The 17,828-nt window shown below is 49.4% G+C and carries 16 protein-coding genes; 3 read left to right on the top strand and 13 right to left on the bottom strand.

Going from position 1 to position 17,828, the window contains the following annotated elements; translation table 11 throughout:
- Positions 1 to 6: 6 nt before the first annotated feature.
- From radC to ACFO4U_RS01145, 11 genes are all read right to left on the bottom strand, one after another.
- Positions 7 to 636, bottom strand: coding sequence for a RadC family protein (gene radC / locus ACFO4U_RS01195; RefSeq protein ID WP_215244106.1), 630 nt, complete (start codon positions 634 to 636; stop codon positions 7 to 9).
- Between the two features lie 20 nt (positions 637 to 656).
- Positions 657 to 1,241 (bottom strand): Maf family protein, encoded by a 585-nt coding sequence (locus ACFO4U_RS01190; RefSeq protein ID WP_078146555.1) that lies wholly within the window; start codon positions 1,239 to 1,241, stop codon positions 657 to 659.
- A gap of 140 nt (positions 1,242 to 1,381) precedes the next feature.
- Positions 1,382 to 2,089 carry a hypothetical protein gene (locus ACFO4U_RS01185; protein ID WP_074037502.1) on the bottom strand — a complete coding sequence of 236 codons (708 nt, stop codon included), beginning with the start codon at positions 2,087 to 2,089 and terminating at the stop codon, positions 1,382 to 1,384.
- Entirely contained in the window at positions 2,086 to 3,657 is a 1,572-nt protein-coding gene (gene pilM / locus ACFO4U_RS01180) for a pilus assembly protein PilM (protein WP_159561982.1), read from the bottom strand. Before pilM ends, ACFO4U_RS01185 begins: the two co-directional genes overlap by 4 nt.
- A gap of 12 nt (positions 3,658 to 3,669) precedes the next feature.
- Positions 3,670 to 4,422: a prepilin peptidase gene (locus ACFO4U_RS01175; protein ID WP_159561981.1), complete on the bottom strand. Its 753-nt coding sequence runs from the start codon at positions 4,420 to 4,422 to the stop codon at positions 3,670 to 3,672.
- Between the two features lie 89 nt (positions 4,423 to 4,511).
- Positions 4,512 to 4,988 (bottom strand): prepilin-type N-terminal cleavage/methylation domain-containing protein, encoded by a 477-nt coding sequence (locus ACFO4U_RS01170; RefSeq protein ID WP_196430429.1) that lies wholly within the window; start codon positions 4,986 to 4,988, stop codon positions 4,512 to 4,514.
- Positions 4,989 to 5,129: 141 nt separating this feature from the next.
- Positions 5,130 to 6,347, bottom strand: coding sequence for a type II secretion system F family protein (locus tag ACFO4U_RS01165; protein WP_215244107.1), 1,218 nt, complete (start codon positions 6,345 to 6,347; stop codon positions 5,130 to 5,132).
- Positions 6,348 to 6,353: 6 nt separating this feature from the next.
- Complete coding sequence (locus ACFO4U_RS01160; RefSeq protein WP_031421415.1) at positions 6,354 to 7,391, bottom strand: type IV pilus twitching motility protein PilT; 1,038 nt, start codon at positions 7,389 to 7,391, stop codon at positions 6,354 to 6,356.
- Complete coding sequence (locus tag ACFO4U_RS01155; RefSeq protein WP_159561978.1) at positions 7,384 to 9,054, bottom strand: GspE/PulE family protein; 1,671 nt, start codon at positions 9,052 to 9,054, stop codon at positions 7,384 to 7,386. Before ACFO4U_RS01155 ends, ACFO4U_RS01160 begins: the two co-directional genes overlap by 8 nt.
- Position 9,055: 1 nt before the next feature.
- Positions 9,056 to 9,346: a hypothetical protein gene (locus tag ACFO4U_RS01150; protein WP_047795511.1), complete on the bottom strand. Its 291-nt coding sequence runs from the start codon at positions 9,344 to 9,346 to the stop codon at positions 9,056 to 9,058.
- The gene (locus ACFO4U_RS01145; RefSeq protein ID WP_214817496.1) at positions 9,343 to 10,557 is read right to left on the bottom strand and encodes a G5 domain-containing protein; all 1,215 of its coding nucleotides are present in this window, start codon (positions 10,555 to 10,557) and stop codon (positions 9,343 to 9,345) included. The genes ACFO4U_RS01150 and ACFO4U_RS01145 overlap by 4 nt, the downstream gene beginning before the upstream one ends.
- A gap of 157 nt (positions 10,558 to 10,714) precedes the next feature.
- On the opposite strand from ACFO4U_RS01145, the gene ACFO4U_RS01140 reads away from it, so the two are divergent.
- The 3 genes from ACFO4U_RS01140 to ACFO4U_RS01130 are packed head-to-tail and all read left to right on the top strand — an operon-like array spanning position 10,715 to position 13,347.
- Positions 10,715 to 11,170, top strand: a complete 456-nt coding sequence (locus ACFO4U_RS01140) for a type IV pilus modification PilV family protein (RefSeq protein ID WP_047795513.1) — start codon at positions 10,715 to 10,717, stop codon at positions 11,168 to 11,170.
- The gene (locus ACFO4U_RS01135) at positions 11,118 to 11,681 is read left to right on the top strand and encodes a prepilin-type N-terminal cleavage/methylation domain-containing protein (protein ID WP_251131824.1); all 564 of its coding nucleotides are present in this window, start codon (positions 11,118 to 11,120) and stop codon (positions 11,679 to 11,681) included. The genes ACFO4U_RS01140 and ACFO4U_RS01135 overlap by 53 nt, the downstream gene beginning before the upstream one ends.
- 16 nt (positions 11,682 to 11,697) lie before the next feature.
- Positions 11,698 to 13,347: a hypothetical protein gene (locus ACFO4U_RS01130; RefSeq protein ID WP_215244108.1), complete on the top strand. Its 1,650-nt coding sequence runs from the start codon at positions 11,698 to 11,700 to the stop codon at positions 13,345 to 13,347.
- A gap of 46 nt (positions 13,348 to 13,393) precedes the next feature.
- Here ACFO4U_RS01130 and ACFO4U_RS01125 read toward each other — a convergent pair whose 3' ends face one another.
- Together ACFO4U_RS01125 and ACFO4U_RS01120 are read right to left on the bottom strand one after the other, a co-directional pair.
- Positions 13,394 to 14,038: a hypothetical protein gene (locus tag ACFO4U_RS01125; RefSeq protein WP_215244109.1), complete on the bottom strand. Its 645-nt coding sequence runs from the start codon at positions 14,036 to 14,038 to the stop codon at positions 13,394 to 13,396.
- A gap of 22 nt (positions 14,039 to 14,060) precedes the next feature.
- On the bottom strand, positions 14,061 to 17,795 hold the full coding sequence (locus tag ACFO4U_RS01120; protein ID WP_251131825.1) for a DUF5057 domain-containing protein: 3,735 nt from the start codon (positions 17,793 to 17,795) through the stop codon (positions 14,061 to 14,063).
- Positions 17,796 to 17,828 lie beyond the last annotated feature (33 nt).

The following is a 17,828-nucleotide window of genomic DNA, read 5'->3' as shown; positions in this document are numbered from 1 at the left end:
TACTCCTTACCCATTCATATATCCCCGCTGCTTCATGCTGACGTAATGGTCTTCCCCGATGATGACGTGGTCGAGACAAGCGATGCCGACGATATTGCCTACTTCGACCAATCGCTCGGACACCTCGATGTCCTCCCGACTCGGGGTCGCGTCCCCACTCGGATGATTGTGCACGGCGATAAAGCACGCCGCCGACAGCTTGAGCGCCTCACGAAAAACATCGCGCGGGTGCACGATCGAGGAGTTGAGCCCTCCGACGAAAAGCGTCTTCCGAGCGATCAGTTGGTTCTTCGTATTCAAATACAAACAGACGAAATGCTCCTGATTCAACAGTCTCAATTCATCCCGCAACAACTCATAGGCGTCTTGCGGCGAACGAATCGTCGGCATACTCGCTTTCGGTTCCTCGACGTATCGAATCCCGATTGTGAACGCGGCGAGGAGTTGCTCCGCCTTCTTCTTCGTCATCCCTTCGATTTTACATAAATCGTGAACGGACGCTTGTGACAGCGCCCGTAACGTCGGGTAGACGTCCGAGATACGACGAGCCGTCTCCATCGGGTCCGGTCCCCGTCCTCCGATTTGAAGCAATCTGGCGATGGCGGTCTCTACACTACGGTCAAGCACCATGGTCATTCCTTCACCTACTTTCAAGTTCACAGGAAGCGAGGCGTCACCCCATGCCGGTCGAGCGTCTTGACGAGCGGATGGATCGGCAATCCAACGACATTATAAAAATCCCCTTCGATTCCTTCGACGAAGAGACCACCCGATCCTTGAATCCCATACGCACCCGCCTTATCGTAGGGCTCTGTCGAATCCAAATAATCCGCTAGCCAGGTTTCAGGAATCTCAGCGAACGTCACACGCGTCGTCGTGACGAACAAATCTTGGGACTTACCGATGATGCTCACACCCGTCAGCACTTCATGGGTCGAACCGGATAATCGTTCAAGCATCCGTTTCGCATCCTCCCGGTCTGTCGGTTTCTCTAAAATGATGCCGTTCAAGACGACGACCGTGTCCGCGCCGATGACGATAGCATCACGGTGATGCCTTGCCACGTCCATCGCTTTCTCCCGGGCCAGACGAGCGACGTAATCACTCGGTGTCTCCCGACCGTCCGTCCCTTCCGTCACGGTAGATGGGATGACCTCATGTTTGATTCCTGCTTTCGTCAATAGCTCGGTACGTCGCGGTGACATCGAGGCGAGAATGACACGCTTCTGTGTTGAATTCATTGTATCGACTCCTTCTCTTCTTCCAAAACGGCGTTCCTTCCCGTTTCGGTCTTCACTGTTGATTGTAGGCAACGTGCCTCCTAAACACAATTACCCGCGACGAAAAACACGCCCCTTCAATTGCGAAGGGACGTGCCGACTTATGGTGTCGTATAGTCGTATACCGGGATATCCTTTTGCTCAAACGCCGGTTCCGGAATGTATCGGTCTGGAACGAGTTGGTCGAGGTCCGGACGATAGAAGGCATCAAGCTCGACTGTAAACTCGAGCGACTGCACTTCTTCGACCGTATTCGGTCCCGTCTCGGCAGGTCCGGTAAATTGAACCGTCCGTAACACGTGAATCCGATTCATCGACTCGATCGACTCCAAGAAGGAGACGAGCGCTTCATACGTCTCTGCTTGCAAGTTGACCGTTGAACGGACCGTCGAAGCGTTGACAGGTGCAACGTCCGTTGGTTCAGCCGGTTCATTCGTCGCACTCACATCAGCCGGATTGAACGGCTCGACCGTTTCCGGCACTTCTGACTCAGCCACAACGCCATCCGCAAATGCGATACTTGTCACATTGACACCCGCAAGAAGACTTGCCTGCGACAACGCCTCAACGACCGTGTCGAGGGCAGGAACTGTTGGAACCCGTGTCTGAAGCGTCTGAGAGTCCGCTACATCAACGGCTTTTCCTTCTTGGCGCAATAACTCCAGTTTTGTTTGTTCGAGCGAGAGGTCGCGTTCAAGCGCTTCGACCTCTCCTTGTTTGACGTAATACGTATAGCCAAAGTAAGCCGGTGCGATGATTGCGGCAAGGAGGCAAATCGCAAATAACGCGTAGATTGTCGAACGTTTCATTGACTCACCACCTCCTCATCCGTGTCCTCTTCCTCTGTCAACTCGTCTTCCACGTCTTGGAACATGAACGTAAACTCTCCGATATAGCGTGGAAGCGGATCTTCTTCTAATGAGTTTTCCTCTTCTTCTGCATCCACATCCGCTTTCAACTCCGTCGTCACACCGAGGAGTTTGACGTCGAGGAACCGCTCATCGGTCATGAGCGAGCGCTGGAATGCGTTCAAGTCTTCTAACGTCTCGAATTGAGTTCGGACGCTCATGATGGAGCCATCCGCGTAGTTATACGTCAAGACGTAGCCAGTAGGCGGCAACTGCTCAGTCAACGCGCGCAGTGCTGGGACCGCATCCTTTTCCATGTCGGTCAACGCCGTCACGGTTTGGTCGAGCGAGAGCACTTGTTGCGCTTTCGAATTCACTTGTTCGGTTTGGTAAATTTGAACGAGCTGTAACTCTTCTTCGATTCGCGTCTGTTCTGCTTTTAGTTGGTCGACCTCATAGTACAAGTATCCGGCCGCCCCTCCTCCGAGAAGAAGGGCGACGAGACCTGTCACGATCGGCCAACGGAGTGTCACGTCCGTCGAATTGATGAAGTTCGTGTCACGATCGCGCTGAAGCGTCGCCATCCCAAGGAGTGGCAACATTTGATGCGATAGAGGTGTCCCGTGAGCGATGGCGAGCGGTTGCTCGACACGCGTCACCGAGACGAGGGACTCAGCCTGAATCATACGGACGAGATCATCGACTTCCGGAACAGTTCCCGAGACGTATAACTCATCGATGGCCCGACCATCCGTCCGCAGCGAGTAACGATAGAAATCGAGGAAGCGAGCGAGTTCGTTCAACCAGTCATCCAACTGATTAGCCTTCATCTCACCGGTCCCATCATATGTATAGGTCACGACACCATCTTTCGTCCCGACTTGGTACGGGAGGTCCAGTTCAATCGAGCGGATGAAACGGATCTGCCCTTCCTCAAGGACGAGCAATTGATGTGAAAACGGCGTGATATGCCAGAGTAATGTCGATTGAAGCGGATCAATCTCCGATAAACGTATGACCCCATTGGCGACCGCGACAGAACGTGGCGTGATCTTCTTCAACGCTAGACCACGCTTTTTCATGTACGCACGGAGCGACTTCGTCAATTCAATCGAAACGGCATGCAACATAACGTCCGTCTTGACCCCGTCTTCTCCTAACACTTCGTAGTCGAACGACACGTCATCGAACGGCAAGATAATCGAACTCCCGATTTCCATGAAGAGATAGCCACGAATCTCGTCCTTCGGAATCGAAGAAGGAATCTCGACTTTCCGTGACAACACTTCGGTCTCGTCCAATGCCACCGCACACGTCATCCCGCGTCGCACTTTCAACTTGCGACAGAGTTCATCGAAAGCGAGACTGAACGCCGTCTCATCGAGAATCTTCCCTTCTCCATACGCATCTTTTGCTAACTGAACCGAGGCGCTTCGTTTGAACACCCCTTGTTTGATGACGGCCCCGTGGATGCTGAGCGCATCAAACGAAAAATACGTGACCGTCCCTTTCTCTATCCCACGACTCATGATCGTTTCCCCCTACATCAACTCAAAATACCAATCAAAAAAACTTTCACTAAACCAAAACGTCAACATCGTCCCGAGCGCAATCGACGGGACAAACGGAATCGGTTGCTTTCGCCCGATTTTTTTTGTGATCATCAACCCGATCCCGACAATTGCCCCAATCAAACTCGATAGAAACAAGGCAACGAGCACGTCACGCGGACCGAGCACAAGACCAATCATAGTAAACAATTTGACGTCCCCTGCCCCAAGTCCCCCTTTTGACACGAAAAAGACGGTCGCTAGGAGCGAAAATCCGAGCAACGCCCCCACAAGTGGCGTCCACCAAGATGCCCCTGTCAGATAGGTGAGGAGGAGTAATACCGGTGCCGTGAATTGCAAGATGACATTCGGCACGAGCATCGTCGATAAATCAGACATCGCCAAAGCGAGTAAGGTCGACAAGAAAGCGAACGCGAGAAGCGTCGTCACACTAAATCCGTAGAGTGAAAAGCTATAGCCATATCCAATGGCTCCAAGTAATTCAAAGATCGGATACGTCGGCGCGATCCGCTCGCCACACCCGTGACATCTGCCTCTTAAGGCGAGATAGCCGAAAATCGGGATGAGTTCCCACGGTGACAATTCGTGACCGCAAGACGGACAATGTGACCGCGGCGTCACAATCGATTGCTGACGTGGCACGCGGAGCCCGACGACGTTGGTGAACGATGTGATGACCGCCCCGAGGACGATGCTATATAGGAATCCAATCGATTCAATCAAGGAAGGACCCTCCTTTTGTCAGTATATGCCAAAAATAGAAAACCGGCTAGGCTGAGCGAGTGCCCAGCGCCAGCCGGCATAAGCAAATATTAGTTAACTGAGTCTTTCTTCAATCCACTACTTGCAACCGTGCCTGCATCCGTAGCTGCAGTTCCGATATCTTTGGCTCCATCAAGCCATACTTTATACGTATACTTATTGTCTGACCCTTTTGTGACATATACAACCCCGTTATTGTAGTTCGAACCGAACGGATCTTTCATTGTATCAATCATATTTTTAGCGTCGAGTTCACCAGTTCCTGTTGTTCCGACGAATCGAATCACCGCTCCGTTGCCTACTTCATTCGAAGCAACATACAACTTCGCCGCACTAACCATTTGTTTCGCATCGGCGACCATTGCATCTTTCTTCGAGTTTTCGATGATCCCACCAATCGCAACGACTGCGATGGCTGCGATAATTCCTAAAATAACGACGACGACGAGTAACTCGACGAGTGTGAGCCCACGCTCATCTTTTAACTGTTTGGCATCTTGCCAAATCATTTTCAACTTCTCTACCATAATTCATTCTCCCCTTTTACGTAATGTGCTGTGTGTAAACTAGATAAATTACTTTAGACCTAATATAGAAGTAGAACAATTTTACTATACCTTCTAAATATAGTATTGAAAAGGTATATTTTCAAAAGCTTGCATATTGCTTTACTGATTCTGAATATCACCATAGATTTGGAACATCGGGACGACGATCGAGATGACGATGACCCCGACGACACTTGCCAATACGACGATGAGAAGTGGCTCGATAATCGACTTCAAGCGGTCGGTTGTCGTCTCGACCTCCGTCTCATAAAACTCAGCGACTTCGTTCAACATCGAATCCAAATCACCGCTCTCTTCCCCGACGGCGATCATCTGAGTCATGAGTGCCGGGAAGTTCGCATTTCGCATGAGCGGCTCGTGAAGCGGAACCCCTTGCGCCATCATGTCACGTGCCTCCGTCAGTCCTTTCCGGATGACGCGGTTCGATACGATACGTTCGGTGATTTCAATCGCCGTCAAAATCGGGACGGCCGCTTGTAGAAGGACCGCTAAACTTCGCGTTAGCAATGCAATCTGAGACTTCATCACAATCGTTCCAAAAATCGGCATCTTCAATAGCAAGCCATCGATGACGAATCGTTCCCGGTCCCGCTTCAACATCCAGGTGAAGGTGAGAACTCCAAGAATCGCGAGTCCGAGTAACAACCACCAGAAGGTCGCGATGAAATCGGAGACCGCGACGACAATGCGCGTGATGAGCGGAAGCTCACCGCCGAGTTGACCAAAGATGCTCGCAAACGTCGGGACGACGTTCACCATTAAAAAGGCGACAACGCCAATGGCGACGATGGAGACGACAAACGGATACGTGAGGGCAGAAATGACCTTCCGCTTCACATCATATTGTTTTTGAAGTTGGAGCCCGATTTGATCGAGCGCCTCCTCCAAGTTCCCGCTCGTCTCCCCGGCAAGTGCCATCGAACTAAAGAAGTTCGAAAAGACTCGTGGGTGCTTTTTGATCGCCTCGGAATAGGCAATCCCTTCCTTCAAATCATCCTCGATTTGACTCAGTGCTTTCTTCAATACGTTCGACTCGGTCTGTACCCGTAAGATTGAAGTCGCACGAACAATCGGGACACCCGCCCGGATGAGCGTCGCGAACTGACGGACGTACATGATCAAGTGTTCGATTTTGACTCGTTCTGGCAGCAAGTTGACCTCTTTGTTCAGTCCAGTCGATTCGAGCTCGGCCAAGTCCGTTACGAGAATAGATTCTTGACGCAACTTTTCTTTCGCTTCCCGAAGCGAGACGGCCGTGACGCGACCTTTCTTACGCTTCCCGTTCAGGAGCTTTCCTTCATACTGAAATATCGCCATCACTCATCACCTCATCTCTTCTGTCGGGACGGCGTTCGGATTGATGATCCCTTGCCGAACAAGTTGTTCGATGGCAGCATCCATCGACTGCATCCCGTGCTGGCGACTCGTCTGGATGACGGTCGGCAACTGGAACTCTTTTTCATTTCGAATCAAGTTGGCAACAGCCGGATTCCCTAACATGATTTCCATGGCGGCGACGCGTCCTTTCGGCACATCAATCCGTGGAAATAACCGTTGACTCACGACACCGAGTAAGACGTTCGCGAGTTGTGTCCGGATTTGGTCCTGTTGCTCAGCTGGGAACGCGTCGATGATTCGACTCACCGTCGACATCGCACTCGATGTATGGAGCGTTGCCATGACGAGGTGCCCCGTCTCTGCGGCGGTCATCGCCGTCGAGATGGTCTCCAAGTCACGCATCTCCCCGAGCAGAATGACGTCAGGGTCTTGCCGTAAGGCGGCCCTTAGACCACTCACAAATTTCATGACGTCAGAGCCGATTTCCCGTTGGTCGACAATACTTTGGTCATGGGAATGTAAATACTCGATCGGATCTTCTAGCGTGATGATTCGTTTTCGCTGCGTCCGATTGATTTCATGAATCATCGCCGCGAGCGTCGTCGATTTCCCTGAACCCGTCGGACCCGTGACCAAGATAAGACCATGTGGTTTCTCAATCAGACGCTTCAGTACCGTCGGCAGATTGAGTTCGTTCAAAGTCGGGATTTCCCCGGAAATGGACCGGAACGCGATGGCAATCGTGCCTCGTTGATAATAGGCGTTGACCCGAAAACGGGAGACACGTGGAACGCCGAACGAGAAATCAAGATCTCGTTCATGCTCGAGACGTTCGCGCATATCGTCGGTCATGATTTCTTTTAAATATCCTTCGAGATGGTGCGGCAACACCTTCTCCTCGCCCATCGTAATAAGACTCCCGTCTACTCGAATGATCGGAGGAGAACCGGCTGTCAGATGAATATCCGAGGCGCGTTTCTCGACCGCATTCGTCAAGATGGTTTCGATCGATTGATTAATCATAAGCATTCTCCGTAATGACCGTTCGTAATATTTCCTCAGTCGTCGTCAAACCGGCGGCGACTTTTTCTAATCCGTCCTCAAGCAGGAATGTCGCTCCTTGTGACTTGGCATAGTCGACCATCTCAGACTCGGTCGCCTGGTTCATGATCATCCGGCGCAAGCCTTCATCAATCGGGATGACTTCGTGAATGGCGAGGCGCCCACGGTACCCTGTGAAGTTGCATGACGCACAGCCTTTACCCCGAATAATCTGGTCGATGTGAACACCTTCAGCGTCGAACAGGCTACGTTCACTCTTCGATACCGGTTCGACTTGACCACAATCACGACAGACGCGTCGAACGAGTCGTTGTGCCACGAGTCCCGTCGTCGAAGCGGCGACGAGGAACGGCTCAACTCCCATATCGACGAGACGGGTGATGGAGCTGATTGCTGAATTCGTATGTAGCGTTGACAATACAAGGTGACCGGTGAGCGAGGCACGAATGGCAATCTCAGCCGTCTCCGTGTCTCGAATCTCTCCGACCATGACGATGTTCGGGTCTTGACGTAAAATCGAACGAAGCCCTGACGCGAACGTCAAGCCGACTTTCGAGTTGACTTGAACCTGGTTGATGCCGTCAAGTTGATACTCGACCGGGTCTTCTACCGTAATAATGTTTTTCGTCTCATCATTCAGTTCTTTTAACGAAGCATACAATGTCGAGGATTTCCCTGAACCGGTCGGACCGGTGATCAAGATAATTCCATTCGGACGTTTCAGCATGTCACGGTACGCCTGTTCGTTTCGTTCGCCAAATCCGAGTTTCGTCAAATCGGTCAGTCCTTGAGATGAGTCGAGGACCCGAATAACGATTTTCTCTCCATACATCGTCGGGAGCGTCGAGACGCGGAAATCATAGGCGCGATTGCGTAGCGTGTACTTGATCCGTCCATCTTGTGGCAGACGACTTTCTGTGATGTCGAGGTTACTCATGACTTTAAGACGCGTCAGCATGACGCTCTGAATCTTTTTCGGATAGACCGTCTCGGTACGCAAGTCCCCATCAATTCGAAAACGGACGTGGAGTTGCTTCTCATGTGGATCGAAATGGATGTCCGATGCACGTTGGTCGATGGCGCTTAAGAACAATTGGTTCACGAGGCGGATAATCGGTGCATCGTCTCGACTAATTGTTTCTTGTCGTTCGATTTCGGGAGCATCTTCTTTCAAAATTTCGACGAGGGAGTGGTCCATCTCGTAGTAACGACTGATCGTCTTTCGAATCTGCTCTCTCGTGGCGATGCCGATCTCGATGTTCATCCCGGTCTGAAGACGGACGTCATCAATGGCAATGAGATCGAGTGGGTCGGCCGTCGCGACATGAAGCGTATTCCCGTTCAATTCAAATGGCATGATATCGTGCTTTTGTGCCAACGCTTTCGGTACGAGCTTCGTGACCGTCACATTGATGTCGTAGGAGTACAACTCAATGATTGGCACATGCAGCTGTTCATGAATCATTTGAATCAACTGTGTCTCGGTAATATGGTTTAGTCGAATTAAAGCATCCCCTAGTTTTTCTCCGGGACGCTTCTGTGCAAGCGCCTCATCGAGCTGACTCGTCGTAATGAGCGCAGCCTCGATGAGCATCTCACCTAATCTTCGTTTCGTTCGTCTCACGTTACTTCACCATCCTTTGAGGAGCCTCCTCCTGCTCGGTCTTGTCGTTCCGTTCTTCGACAAAGACGCTCGCAGCCACCCCTCCAATCAATGCAACGATAAGAATCACCCATGCCCACCATGTTTGAACGAGTGATTCTTCTACCATCAAATAGACGCCACCAGACAGAAGGGCAGTCCACAGGCTGATGACAAGCTTCGTTTCACGTTTTCTCGTCATCGGAACGGATAAAGCGAACAGTGTCAATGTGGCGAGTACCCAAAAGCCGAGTAAAATCAAATAGCCGATCATCCCACTGCCTCCTCTTCTGCAGGTTCTTCTAATACGGGCGGTTCTGCCTCAAATGGGTCGTCGTTCGAATCATTCGGGAACGGGTCTTCTTCCTCGTCCTCATCCGGGAATGTCGGGATGACCGGTTCGACCGGATCCGGTGGCGGAAGCGGAACGGAACTCTTCGTCACGATTTCCGGTGTCGGTGCATAAAAATCAAACCCGAGTAATTCCAACGTCTCCCCTTCTTCAGTCACAGTGACCCGGTAGAGCTTACCTGACTGTCCATCTTGACCTGACTGGGTGACCGATGAACTGCCTGACGGGAGCGAAGATGAGAAGCGAACGACTTTTTGATGCGGTACCGTCTTCACTTCTTCAACTCTCGCTTCGAAAGCGGCGTCAAAAGGTTGACCGAGCAATTGAACCGTCACAGAACCCCCTTCATTCAAAACGAGGATGGCATATGATGTGTCTTCTCGGTTTTGAACAGCAAAGTTCGAGCGCTCATCTACTTTCGTGTCATAGCCTAGCTCTACCCCGGAAGGAAGTGTTTCGTGAGGCACACGTTCGAGAATGGCGAACGGTGTCGCCGCAAATAGGCGATAGAATGAAGACCCTAATGTAGTGAGCGCTTCGTAATCTTCTCCGAACGATTTGAGACTAAAGATGTCTCCCGCTGCCATCTCGAATCCGTTCATTCGATCAAGGGCTGACTGCATAGCCGGTGTCGGGCTCACAGTGAACGAGGCGACGACTTCATTTTCTGCCGCGACTTGCTCTAATGTCACAGATGACTCCAACATCGATGCGGCATCCATCAACGCCGGGGCAATCATCGTCAGCGTGACGGGTTGACCTTCGAGATAAGGCTCGACTTTCGTTTCATCTACGGATGTCAACAGCGGATAGTCACCTGTATCTTTAATGGAGTCTAACGTATTCGATACATCGAACGTCACGACTTCTTTTCCAATCTCCATGACCGTCCCATCCATCAAATTGATTGAAAAGGGTGTCGTATTAAAATCTTTAATCGCATTATCGAGACGAACGTCCGCTTCTTCTTTCGTCATCCCTGATACGTCGACACCTGCGACCGTCGTATCTTTTTTGTATGTAGCACTCGACTCAGCAGACGCATCTAAGTAATTGACGAGTCCAATCGTCGGTAATGTCACGAGTACGACGAGTCCAATCAAAATGATAAGATGCATCCCATACCGCTTCATGTAAAATCCCCCCGTGTCTAATCCGACTTCTATTCTATATATCCGTTCAGCGTATAACTTTAGTATAATATGTATTGTACAAAAAATAACATTTAATTCAGTATTGCATACGTTATTTTCCGATTGTTTTACTTTTTTTGAATAGGAGGTCAATGTCTTGTCGCATTCCGAAAAAGGTTTTACGCTCGTCGAAGTGCTCGTCTCCATCGTTGTTCTTTCAATTGTCTCATTCTCTTTACTTTCGATTTTCAGCCAAAGTTTGAAGACGACACACGACAGCCTCAATCAAACGATTGCGAACCAAGTGGCGCAAAACACGTTACATACTTTAAATCGACGGGCCGCGTCCGTTGATGAACCGCTCGAACTGCGTCAATTGTTGAATCGGGACGGGATCAGCTCGACGTGCGACTTCTGCGAAGATACCCGAATCCATGGGGATACGTATATCGCAACCATTCAATCGCTGTCCACTTCACCCGGACATACAATTGAAGTTGAAATTTCGGTGACGACCGACCGTTTGCAAACGCCCGTCACCTTGAAAGGAGTCATTTCGAATGCGACATTGCGCGAACCGTTCCCTGAAACGGCTGTCCCGACAACTGACTGAGATGGAGAAACGTGAAGACGGCTTCACGCTCGTCGAGTTGCTCGTCACAGTCGTCGTCGCTTCGATTTTAAGTGGCGTCATCATTACGGCCTTTATCACTGGAACGCTCGGTTTTCAAATGACGAACGAGACGAGTGACCTTCGAAGCGAGGCCGACTATTTGATTGCCTCCGTGCTCTCTGACGTGAACCGGACCGAATTCGACGCCGTGACGGAAGTGGACGGCTCGTTTCAATTTTATCGATTGTCCGCTCCAGACATATCGGAAACCGGAATGATTTACCGGGAGGCGGGATACGTCCCGACCGACTTGGTTCTCTCAGAGGATTCGTTTACGCCTTCTAATCCACAAATCACAGTCGAACGGATGACCATCCAGTTAAAAGATCCCGTGTTCGATCCGAGACGCCCGACTTACATGACCGGTGGACTCATCGAAATCGAGTTGGATTTGACTCAATCAAACGATTCCGATTCTGTTACGACATTTGAAAGCTCCATCCCATTCTAAGAAAGGAGGCATCCTGATGCGAAAACGTGAAGACGGATATGTTCTCGTGCTTGTTCTCGTGACGATGGCGGCTCTCGCCGTCCTCTCGCTCGCCGCCATGCAAGTCAACTTGGCGTCGAATAAATTGACGGTCATCCGTACAGAAGATACTCAACTGAATGAAGATGCGAAAAGCGCACTTCGCCTCATCGCCGATGAGGTTCGGACCCAGTTCCCGCTTCACGGAGAAGCGGAAGTCCCGACTCATATGGAATCGGAAGCGGCATTCCAAAGCAAGGTTCAGTCGCTCATCGTCAGTGACGAACCGTTCACGGCATTGACTACGGATAGTGAGGTCCGCTATTCCATCGAGCTGAAGAAAGATGCTACGGATACCGCCATTCAGACGGCGCCGTTCACGACGATTCTCCAAGTGAACGTCACGGCATCGCGACAAGTGAATCCGGAACAACCGATGCTTACCGTTGAATACACGCAAGACTTATACTTGACGGCTCTCCCGTCCTTTTTATACTACGTCCTCGGGTCCGACCAACAGTTGGACGTGAACGGCATGCCGACGATTCAAGGAAATATCTATTCAGGTGGTCCTCTCGCTTTCATGCGTCAAGCGAACTTCCAATTGGATGGTGTGGCGAAGCAGATTGAAAATGTCGATTCTAGTCGTCTTCACTTGAATGGCCGAATCGATTTAGTCGAATTGAGCGATTGCTTGAGTTGCCAGCAAGAGAACTACTTCACGGTAGGTCCGGAACAAGCTGGCGAGAAGGCAGACGCCGGGGTGTCCCCGAGTCGCTTTTCTCCATTCCAATACGACTACTCAATCATCGAATTTTTAAATCGACGACTCGACACACCGCTCGCATACACAAATGACGTCGATTCAATAATCTTTGAAGAAGGTCTGATTCGCTCGACCAATCAAGTGTTCGAACTCGAGCGCGTGCTCTCGGAAGATGGGACATCTATTATCGAACGCCCGACTTCGTACTTACGGGCGGATGCCTACAACGCCCTCACCGACCCGACCATCGTGACATTACCGGATGCCATTTCGGATCGCGCCATGTATGTCACGGAATCCATCACCGAGTCGAATGCCCCGCTTCTTTTCGACGGGGACGTCGTCATTGAATCACTCGAGAAGCTGACGATTGCACGGCCACTGATCGTACGTGGTGACTTGACCATTAAAGGGAACGTCTCCTTCAGTTCGACAGTCTACACGCTCGGTGATACGTTCATCGACCGAGCCAATATTCTTCCGATTGATGCAGACAAAGGGAACTCACTCATCCTGTTATCCAAAGGAAAGATTCTGTTGAACCGAATCAACGAGTTTGATGACACTCCGACGACGCTCCAGGCGTTCATGTATAGTGACTCGAACGAACCGACCTATGTGTATGCGGTCGGATCTATTCTCGAAGTCAACGGAGGTCTGTACAGTAAAGGACCACTCGAAGTGAACGTCTTTAGAGGGGAATTTACTGGGGGCAACGGCTTAAGCCCAGCTGAGAACTTCGACCGTCAAGTTCCAGCTCACGAAGCCGAAAAGTCTCGATTAAAACTGACGTATAACGATTCCGTGTTCAATCAACTTGAAACATTACCGGTCACGAATCAACTTCAATTCTTCGTCAGTCATCCGGTTCAATTGAAATGAATTCAAAAAATCGGCTTCCTCTCTGATTGAGAAGAAGCCGATTTTTTTAGTTCCCCATCTTTAAAATGAGGTCCGAGTTGTAGTCTTTGGCCATCTGTTCCATTGCTTTCGTCCATTGCGCGCCGTTATCGAGAAGCAGTTGCGTCAACTCGACCTGATTGTGACGGACTGGCTGCAATAACACCGATTCGGTATCTTGAATCATATAGCCTTGTCCGAGGAGTTCTTTGACCGCATCAAGGTTCAACGAGTCGACCGCGATGCCAAGAAGTCGATCGTCTTCAACATAACGCATCGCCAACTTCCATTGATCCGGACTGCCGTTCGCACTGAACAATGGTGTGATAACGGGAATCCCTTCCACTTCCTCGAACGGGTCAATCCCTTGCTCGAAGTATGCTTCAATCACGTCTAGAGGTGCGAGCGTCACTGCTGTGGCGAATTGTTCGGCTGTCGGCACAACTTTTTGGTCCTCTAAAACAAGTCGGACGGCCTCCCATTCTTCCCTTGCCTGTAAATCTGTCAATTCTTCTTCTGTCACCGAAGAGCGTTGACTCACTTCTTTCACTAACTCGTCACCGGATAACTGCGAGAGCTCGGGTTGGGATTGACTCCAGTACAGGAGCCCTCCCAATCCGATGACGAGAATCAATCCGGTGATGCCAATCATTATTCGCTTGCGATTCATCATTCGCCAACTTTCTGCCATTCACTTAATAACGGTCATCATCCTGTCCCGAGGCATTCGTTTGGATGATGCGTACATAAAACGTGTCCTTCACGGCTTCAAACGGTTTTCCAGCCGGAAGCGTCGTGTAGACTTCCACTTTCGCCACACCAGGTTTCACTGGAATCAACTCTTTTCCTGATCCACTCACTTGAACATATTCTTCGCCGGATACAATCTCCATGCGATAGTCACGCCAAGTCGAAGTCGTAGGCCAGTAATCAAGAAGAGGTAGTCGTGGTGCCGTCCCTTCACCAATATTGATTGTCATGTCTTTTGACATCAATTGGTTCGGGTATTCGTTGACACGGACAATCGACGTGTTCGAACGAATGTTTCGTAACGCATTGTCATCGAATGTCGTCTGAATTGGAATGTCAGTCACGACACCATTATTTCCGTAACCATGGTTGGCACGTAATTCATATCCTGTCGCACTTTGTGTCACCGTCAAAGCAGATGGGATGGACCCGATTCGTTCAAACGGAATGGATACGGTTGGTGTTGAGGTCACTTGAATCGAGGCGACTTCGTTCACGCGTTTTTCTTCATCCAAACTATCCCATACCCAAAGGTCGAGTTGGCTCGGCGTTTGGCTCAAGGATGGTGCCTTGACTTGGATGGTAAAGACGGTGCTCGGAGTAGCGATATTCAAGCCACCGAAGAGGTCACCGACATCCACAGTCGCCTTAAACTGAGTCGTACCTGGTTTCAGTCCAATGATGTTCAAGTTGTTGCCAACTTGTTCAAACTTCACACTATCCCCAGATTCGACGACATAGCGAACCGACTTGTATTGAGCCGTTTCGGGCATGATTTTTGGTGTGACCGTAGTCGTTTGACCGACATACAACTCTTTCGACTGAATAGTAAGTTGCTCAGGTGGACTGATTACATTGACTTTCGACTCCGCTACGACAAGGGGTCTCTTATCGCCCGGATCGATTGTCAATCGCAACTTCGCAGTTCCTGTTTTCAAACCGGTCACAATCGCATTGTTCCCTTGCGTGACGAGTCTCGCGACACCGCTCGCATCGACGATTTCCCACTTCAAGCTACTCCATTTCGGGTTCGTAAAGGTGTTTCCTTTCGCATCCGTGATGGTCGGACTCACAATTTGCTGTGCCCCAATTTGTAAGGTGACGTCAGGAATCTTCGCTTCATACGCATACGGCGCCCCGATATTGATCAGCAAGTCTGGGAACGATGATTGAACCTCTAATTCCTTATCCCAGTCGTTAAGTTTATCTAAAATGTGATCTTGCTTCTTCGAATACTCAATTAACGTCGTTAATTGGTTATCCGCTTTTTTCAACTGGATGAGTGAGGCAGAAGGCTCGATGGCTCGGACGACTACTTCAAACTTCACGGTCCGGTCTCCACTATCGTTCGGAAGGAAAATGTTCGTGTTCCCATTTCGTTCATAGTACAAGTCCGGCTTCAACTGTAACTTGATTTCATTCGGCTTCGTGACAGGATATTCATTTCCGTTCGCGTCACGAATCGCCACGACTTCGAGTTGACTTGGCAGTTTTTCTGAGAAAGAGGTTGAATCCACTCGTAAAAACTTATCGCCCAACTGATTCGGCAATCGATCGAAACGTTCAGGATATTGAACTTGATAGTGAATCGTTCCCGTTTCGTACAAGTTGATTGTCGACGGGTCAATCGAACGGGACACTTGAATCAAGTCGGAAACATTCTCCGCACGTTTGACGTTGATGGTGAACGTATCGATCACCTTCGCATTCCGTTGATCGGACGTCTCGATTTTCACTTCAATCGGCCGATCTGCGACAACATCCGCTGCCGGAATCGTAAACTCTTTAACTTCGTAGTTGCGTAAGTTATCGAATGCGACCTGTTTCCCGTTATACGTGATTGTTGAATTGAGGAACAAGTCTTGGAAGTCATAATCGCTCGGCCGCCACATCAATTTGACATCTTGTCCCGCAGTCACTTCGACAGACCCGGCTTTTAAATCAGCAGAAGTATAGGACTGGTTTGAATCACTGACGGACTCAATCACGTTGTAAGGTTTATGATTTGCTCCGATAAAGGCGCGATACATCGTATTGATGAAGATTTTCTTCTCATCTTCTACCGAAAACTTGTTTGTGTGCCCAGCACCGGAGTAGGTGAAATTGTTTTTTGTATACGTATAGTAATGATTGTTTGCATCTCCATATACACGATTTCCACCTGTTGAATACAGGTTGTACCAAGGCGTCACATCCGGATCATTCAAATCGAGTGTGAAATATTGGTTATGGGTATTTGAGATATTTTTAATCGAATCGTCGAGGCGATACGGATAAGAAGTGAAAATCCCATCCTGTACCTTGACTGCCTTATTGGTTGTTTCAGGAGCACCAAATCCCATGTTCGTGTACATTTTTTGCCCTGAGATATTCAGTGAAGGATTGGCATTCACAAATTGACGTTCCCACTCGGACGTAGGCGATGACGAACTATTCGTACGGAAAATCGTATCGTGCGTCAACATGACGCCTTGTCCTGTTTCACTGAAACGTTTAACTTTCGCAGTGGCCGCAGCATTCATGCTTCCATAAACGTTGTACGAATCTTGGAAACCAAAGATCAGCATATCGTAGTCGTTATTGAGTAATGCCTGATCATAAGTACCACCCTCAAACTGACTCGTTGTACCGTCCGTTAAATTGAATTCATAATTCCCAGACGGGTCTACTAACATATTAGATAAATAGCTTGAAATTCTTCCGTTCGTGCCAGTTCCTGCAGTGAGCTGTAAGATGTTCGCTTTCACTTTTTCATCGAGGTAAAGAATACTCCCCTTACGATAATCCGCTCGACCTGTCAACGAATCCTTGACGACGAGCATCCAGTTCTTCGGTCCGCTAAACGTCGGACGCGATAATGTGAAATTGAGCGTTCCCGATTCTTTTGCCTGTTGCTCAATGACTTTTTCATCCGCATCAAATCGATCGTTATGGTCGTAATCGATATACAATTCTACGAATGCCGAAGGAGTTGGTGGTTGCGATAAAGTATAGGCAAAGTTGATTGGATGACGGACACCATCTTTTACTTGAATCGTCTGATTGCTAATCGACTGATTGTTGTACTTCACTTCAGTTGATTGAAATCTCGGACGGGAAATGGTGAGTTGATTCAACTGCTGCGCCATCTCACGATCGACATTCTGTTGATCATTTCGATTAAAGACTTTCACGTTCGCATAATCACGTTGATAGGCTGCCAAGCGTTTTAACTGTGTATCGCCGTTCGCAGCATCCTCATGCATCAGAAGCGGCAAGCCGACACGGACAACTGTATTAAATAGTTCCGTAGCTTTCAATTCTGTCAAATCGTTCAATTGATTTGTCGTGTCATGATTTTTCGAGTTGACGACAAGCGCCCCATTTTTATATTTCTCAGTTAAAGGACTGCTCCCAATCATGACCGCATCGAATGCACCTGTCATCGGAAAACGGGATGCGTTAAATTGTTTAATTGTCATGAATTGCGCATTCACTTTTGCAGTATTTACATTCAGTGAAGCACGATACGAATTCACCGCATTATTGTATTCAGTCACTGAAAGTACTTTCGAAGCAGTAAAAGCATCACGAAGAACCAACACGTTTAAAATCGGTTGATTGGTCTCCGCAACTACTCTCTGTGGAATAATGGATATGATTAATACGAGAACCGCTATGTATTGCATGAGTTTACGCAATGAATAGTCCTCCCTATTTTTAGTCTTCACTAC

Source organism: Exiguobacterium profundum, from assembly GCF_042652865.1.
GTDB classification, from domain to species: domain Bacteria; phylum Bacillota; class Bacilli; order Exiguobacteriales; family Exiguobacteriaceae; genus Exiguobacterium; species Exiguobacterium profundum.
Note: the sequence above shows the minus strand (reverse complement) of the source record. Positions and strands in the feature narration are given on the sequence as shown.

Coding starts and splice junctions, on each gene's coding strand:
- radC (WP_215244106.1), bottom strand. CDS start 636: ATGACCATGGTGCTTGACCGTAGTGTAGAGACCGCCATCGCCAGATTG.
- ACFO4U_RS01190 (WP_078146555.1), bottom strand. CDS start 1,241: ATGAATTCAACACAGAAGCGTGTCATTCTCGCCTCGATGTCACCGCGA.
- ACFO4U_RS01185 (WP_074037502.1), bottom strand. CDS start 2,089: ATGAAACGTTCGACAATCTACGCGTTATTTGCGATTTGCCTCCTTGCC.
- pilM (WP_159561982.1), bottom strand. CDS start 3,657: ATGAGTCGTGGGATAGAGAAAGGGACGGTCACGTATTTTTCGTTTGAT.
- ACFO4U_RS01170 (WP_196430429.1), bottom strand. CDS start 4,988: ATGGTAGAGAAGTTGAAAATGATTTGGCAAGATGCCAAACAGTTAAAA.
- ACFO4U_RS01165 (WP_215244107.1), bottom strand. CDS start 6,347: ATGGCGATATTTCAGTATGAAGGAAAGCTCCTGAACGGGAAGCGTAAG.
- ACFO4U_RS01160 (WP_031421415.1), bottom strand. CDS start 7,391: ATGATTAATCAATCGATCGAAACCATCTTGACGAATGCGGTCGAGAAA.
- ACFO4U_RS01150 (WP_047795511.1), bottom strand. CDS start 9,346: ATGATCGGCTATTTGATTTTACTCGGCTTTTGGGTACTCGCCACATTG.
- ACFO4U_RS01145 (WP_214817496.1), bottom strand. CDS start 10,557: ATGAAGCGGTATGGGATGCATCTTATCATTTTGATTGGACTCGTCGTA.
- ACFO4U_RS01135 (WP_251131824.1), top strand. CDS start 11,118: ATGCGACATTGCGCGAACCGTTCCCTGAAACGGCTGTCCCGACAACTG.
- ACFO4U_RS01130 (WP_215244108.1), top strand. CDS start 11,698: ATGCGAAAACGTGAAGACGGATATGTTCTCGTGCTTGTTCTCGTGACG.
- ACFO4U_RS01125 (WP_215244109.1), bottom strand. CDS start 14,038: ATGATGAATCGCAAGCGAATAATGATTGGCATCACCGGATTGATTCTC.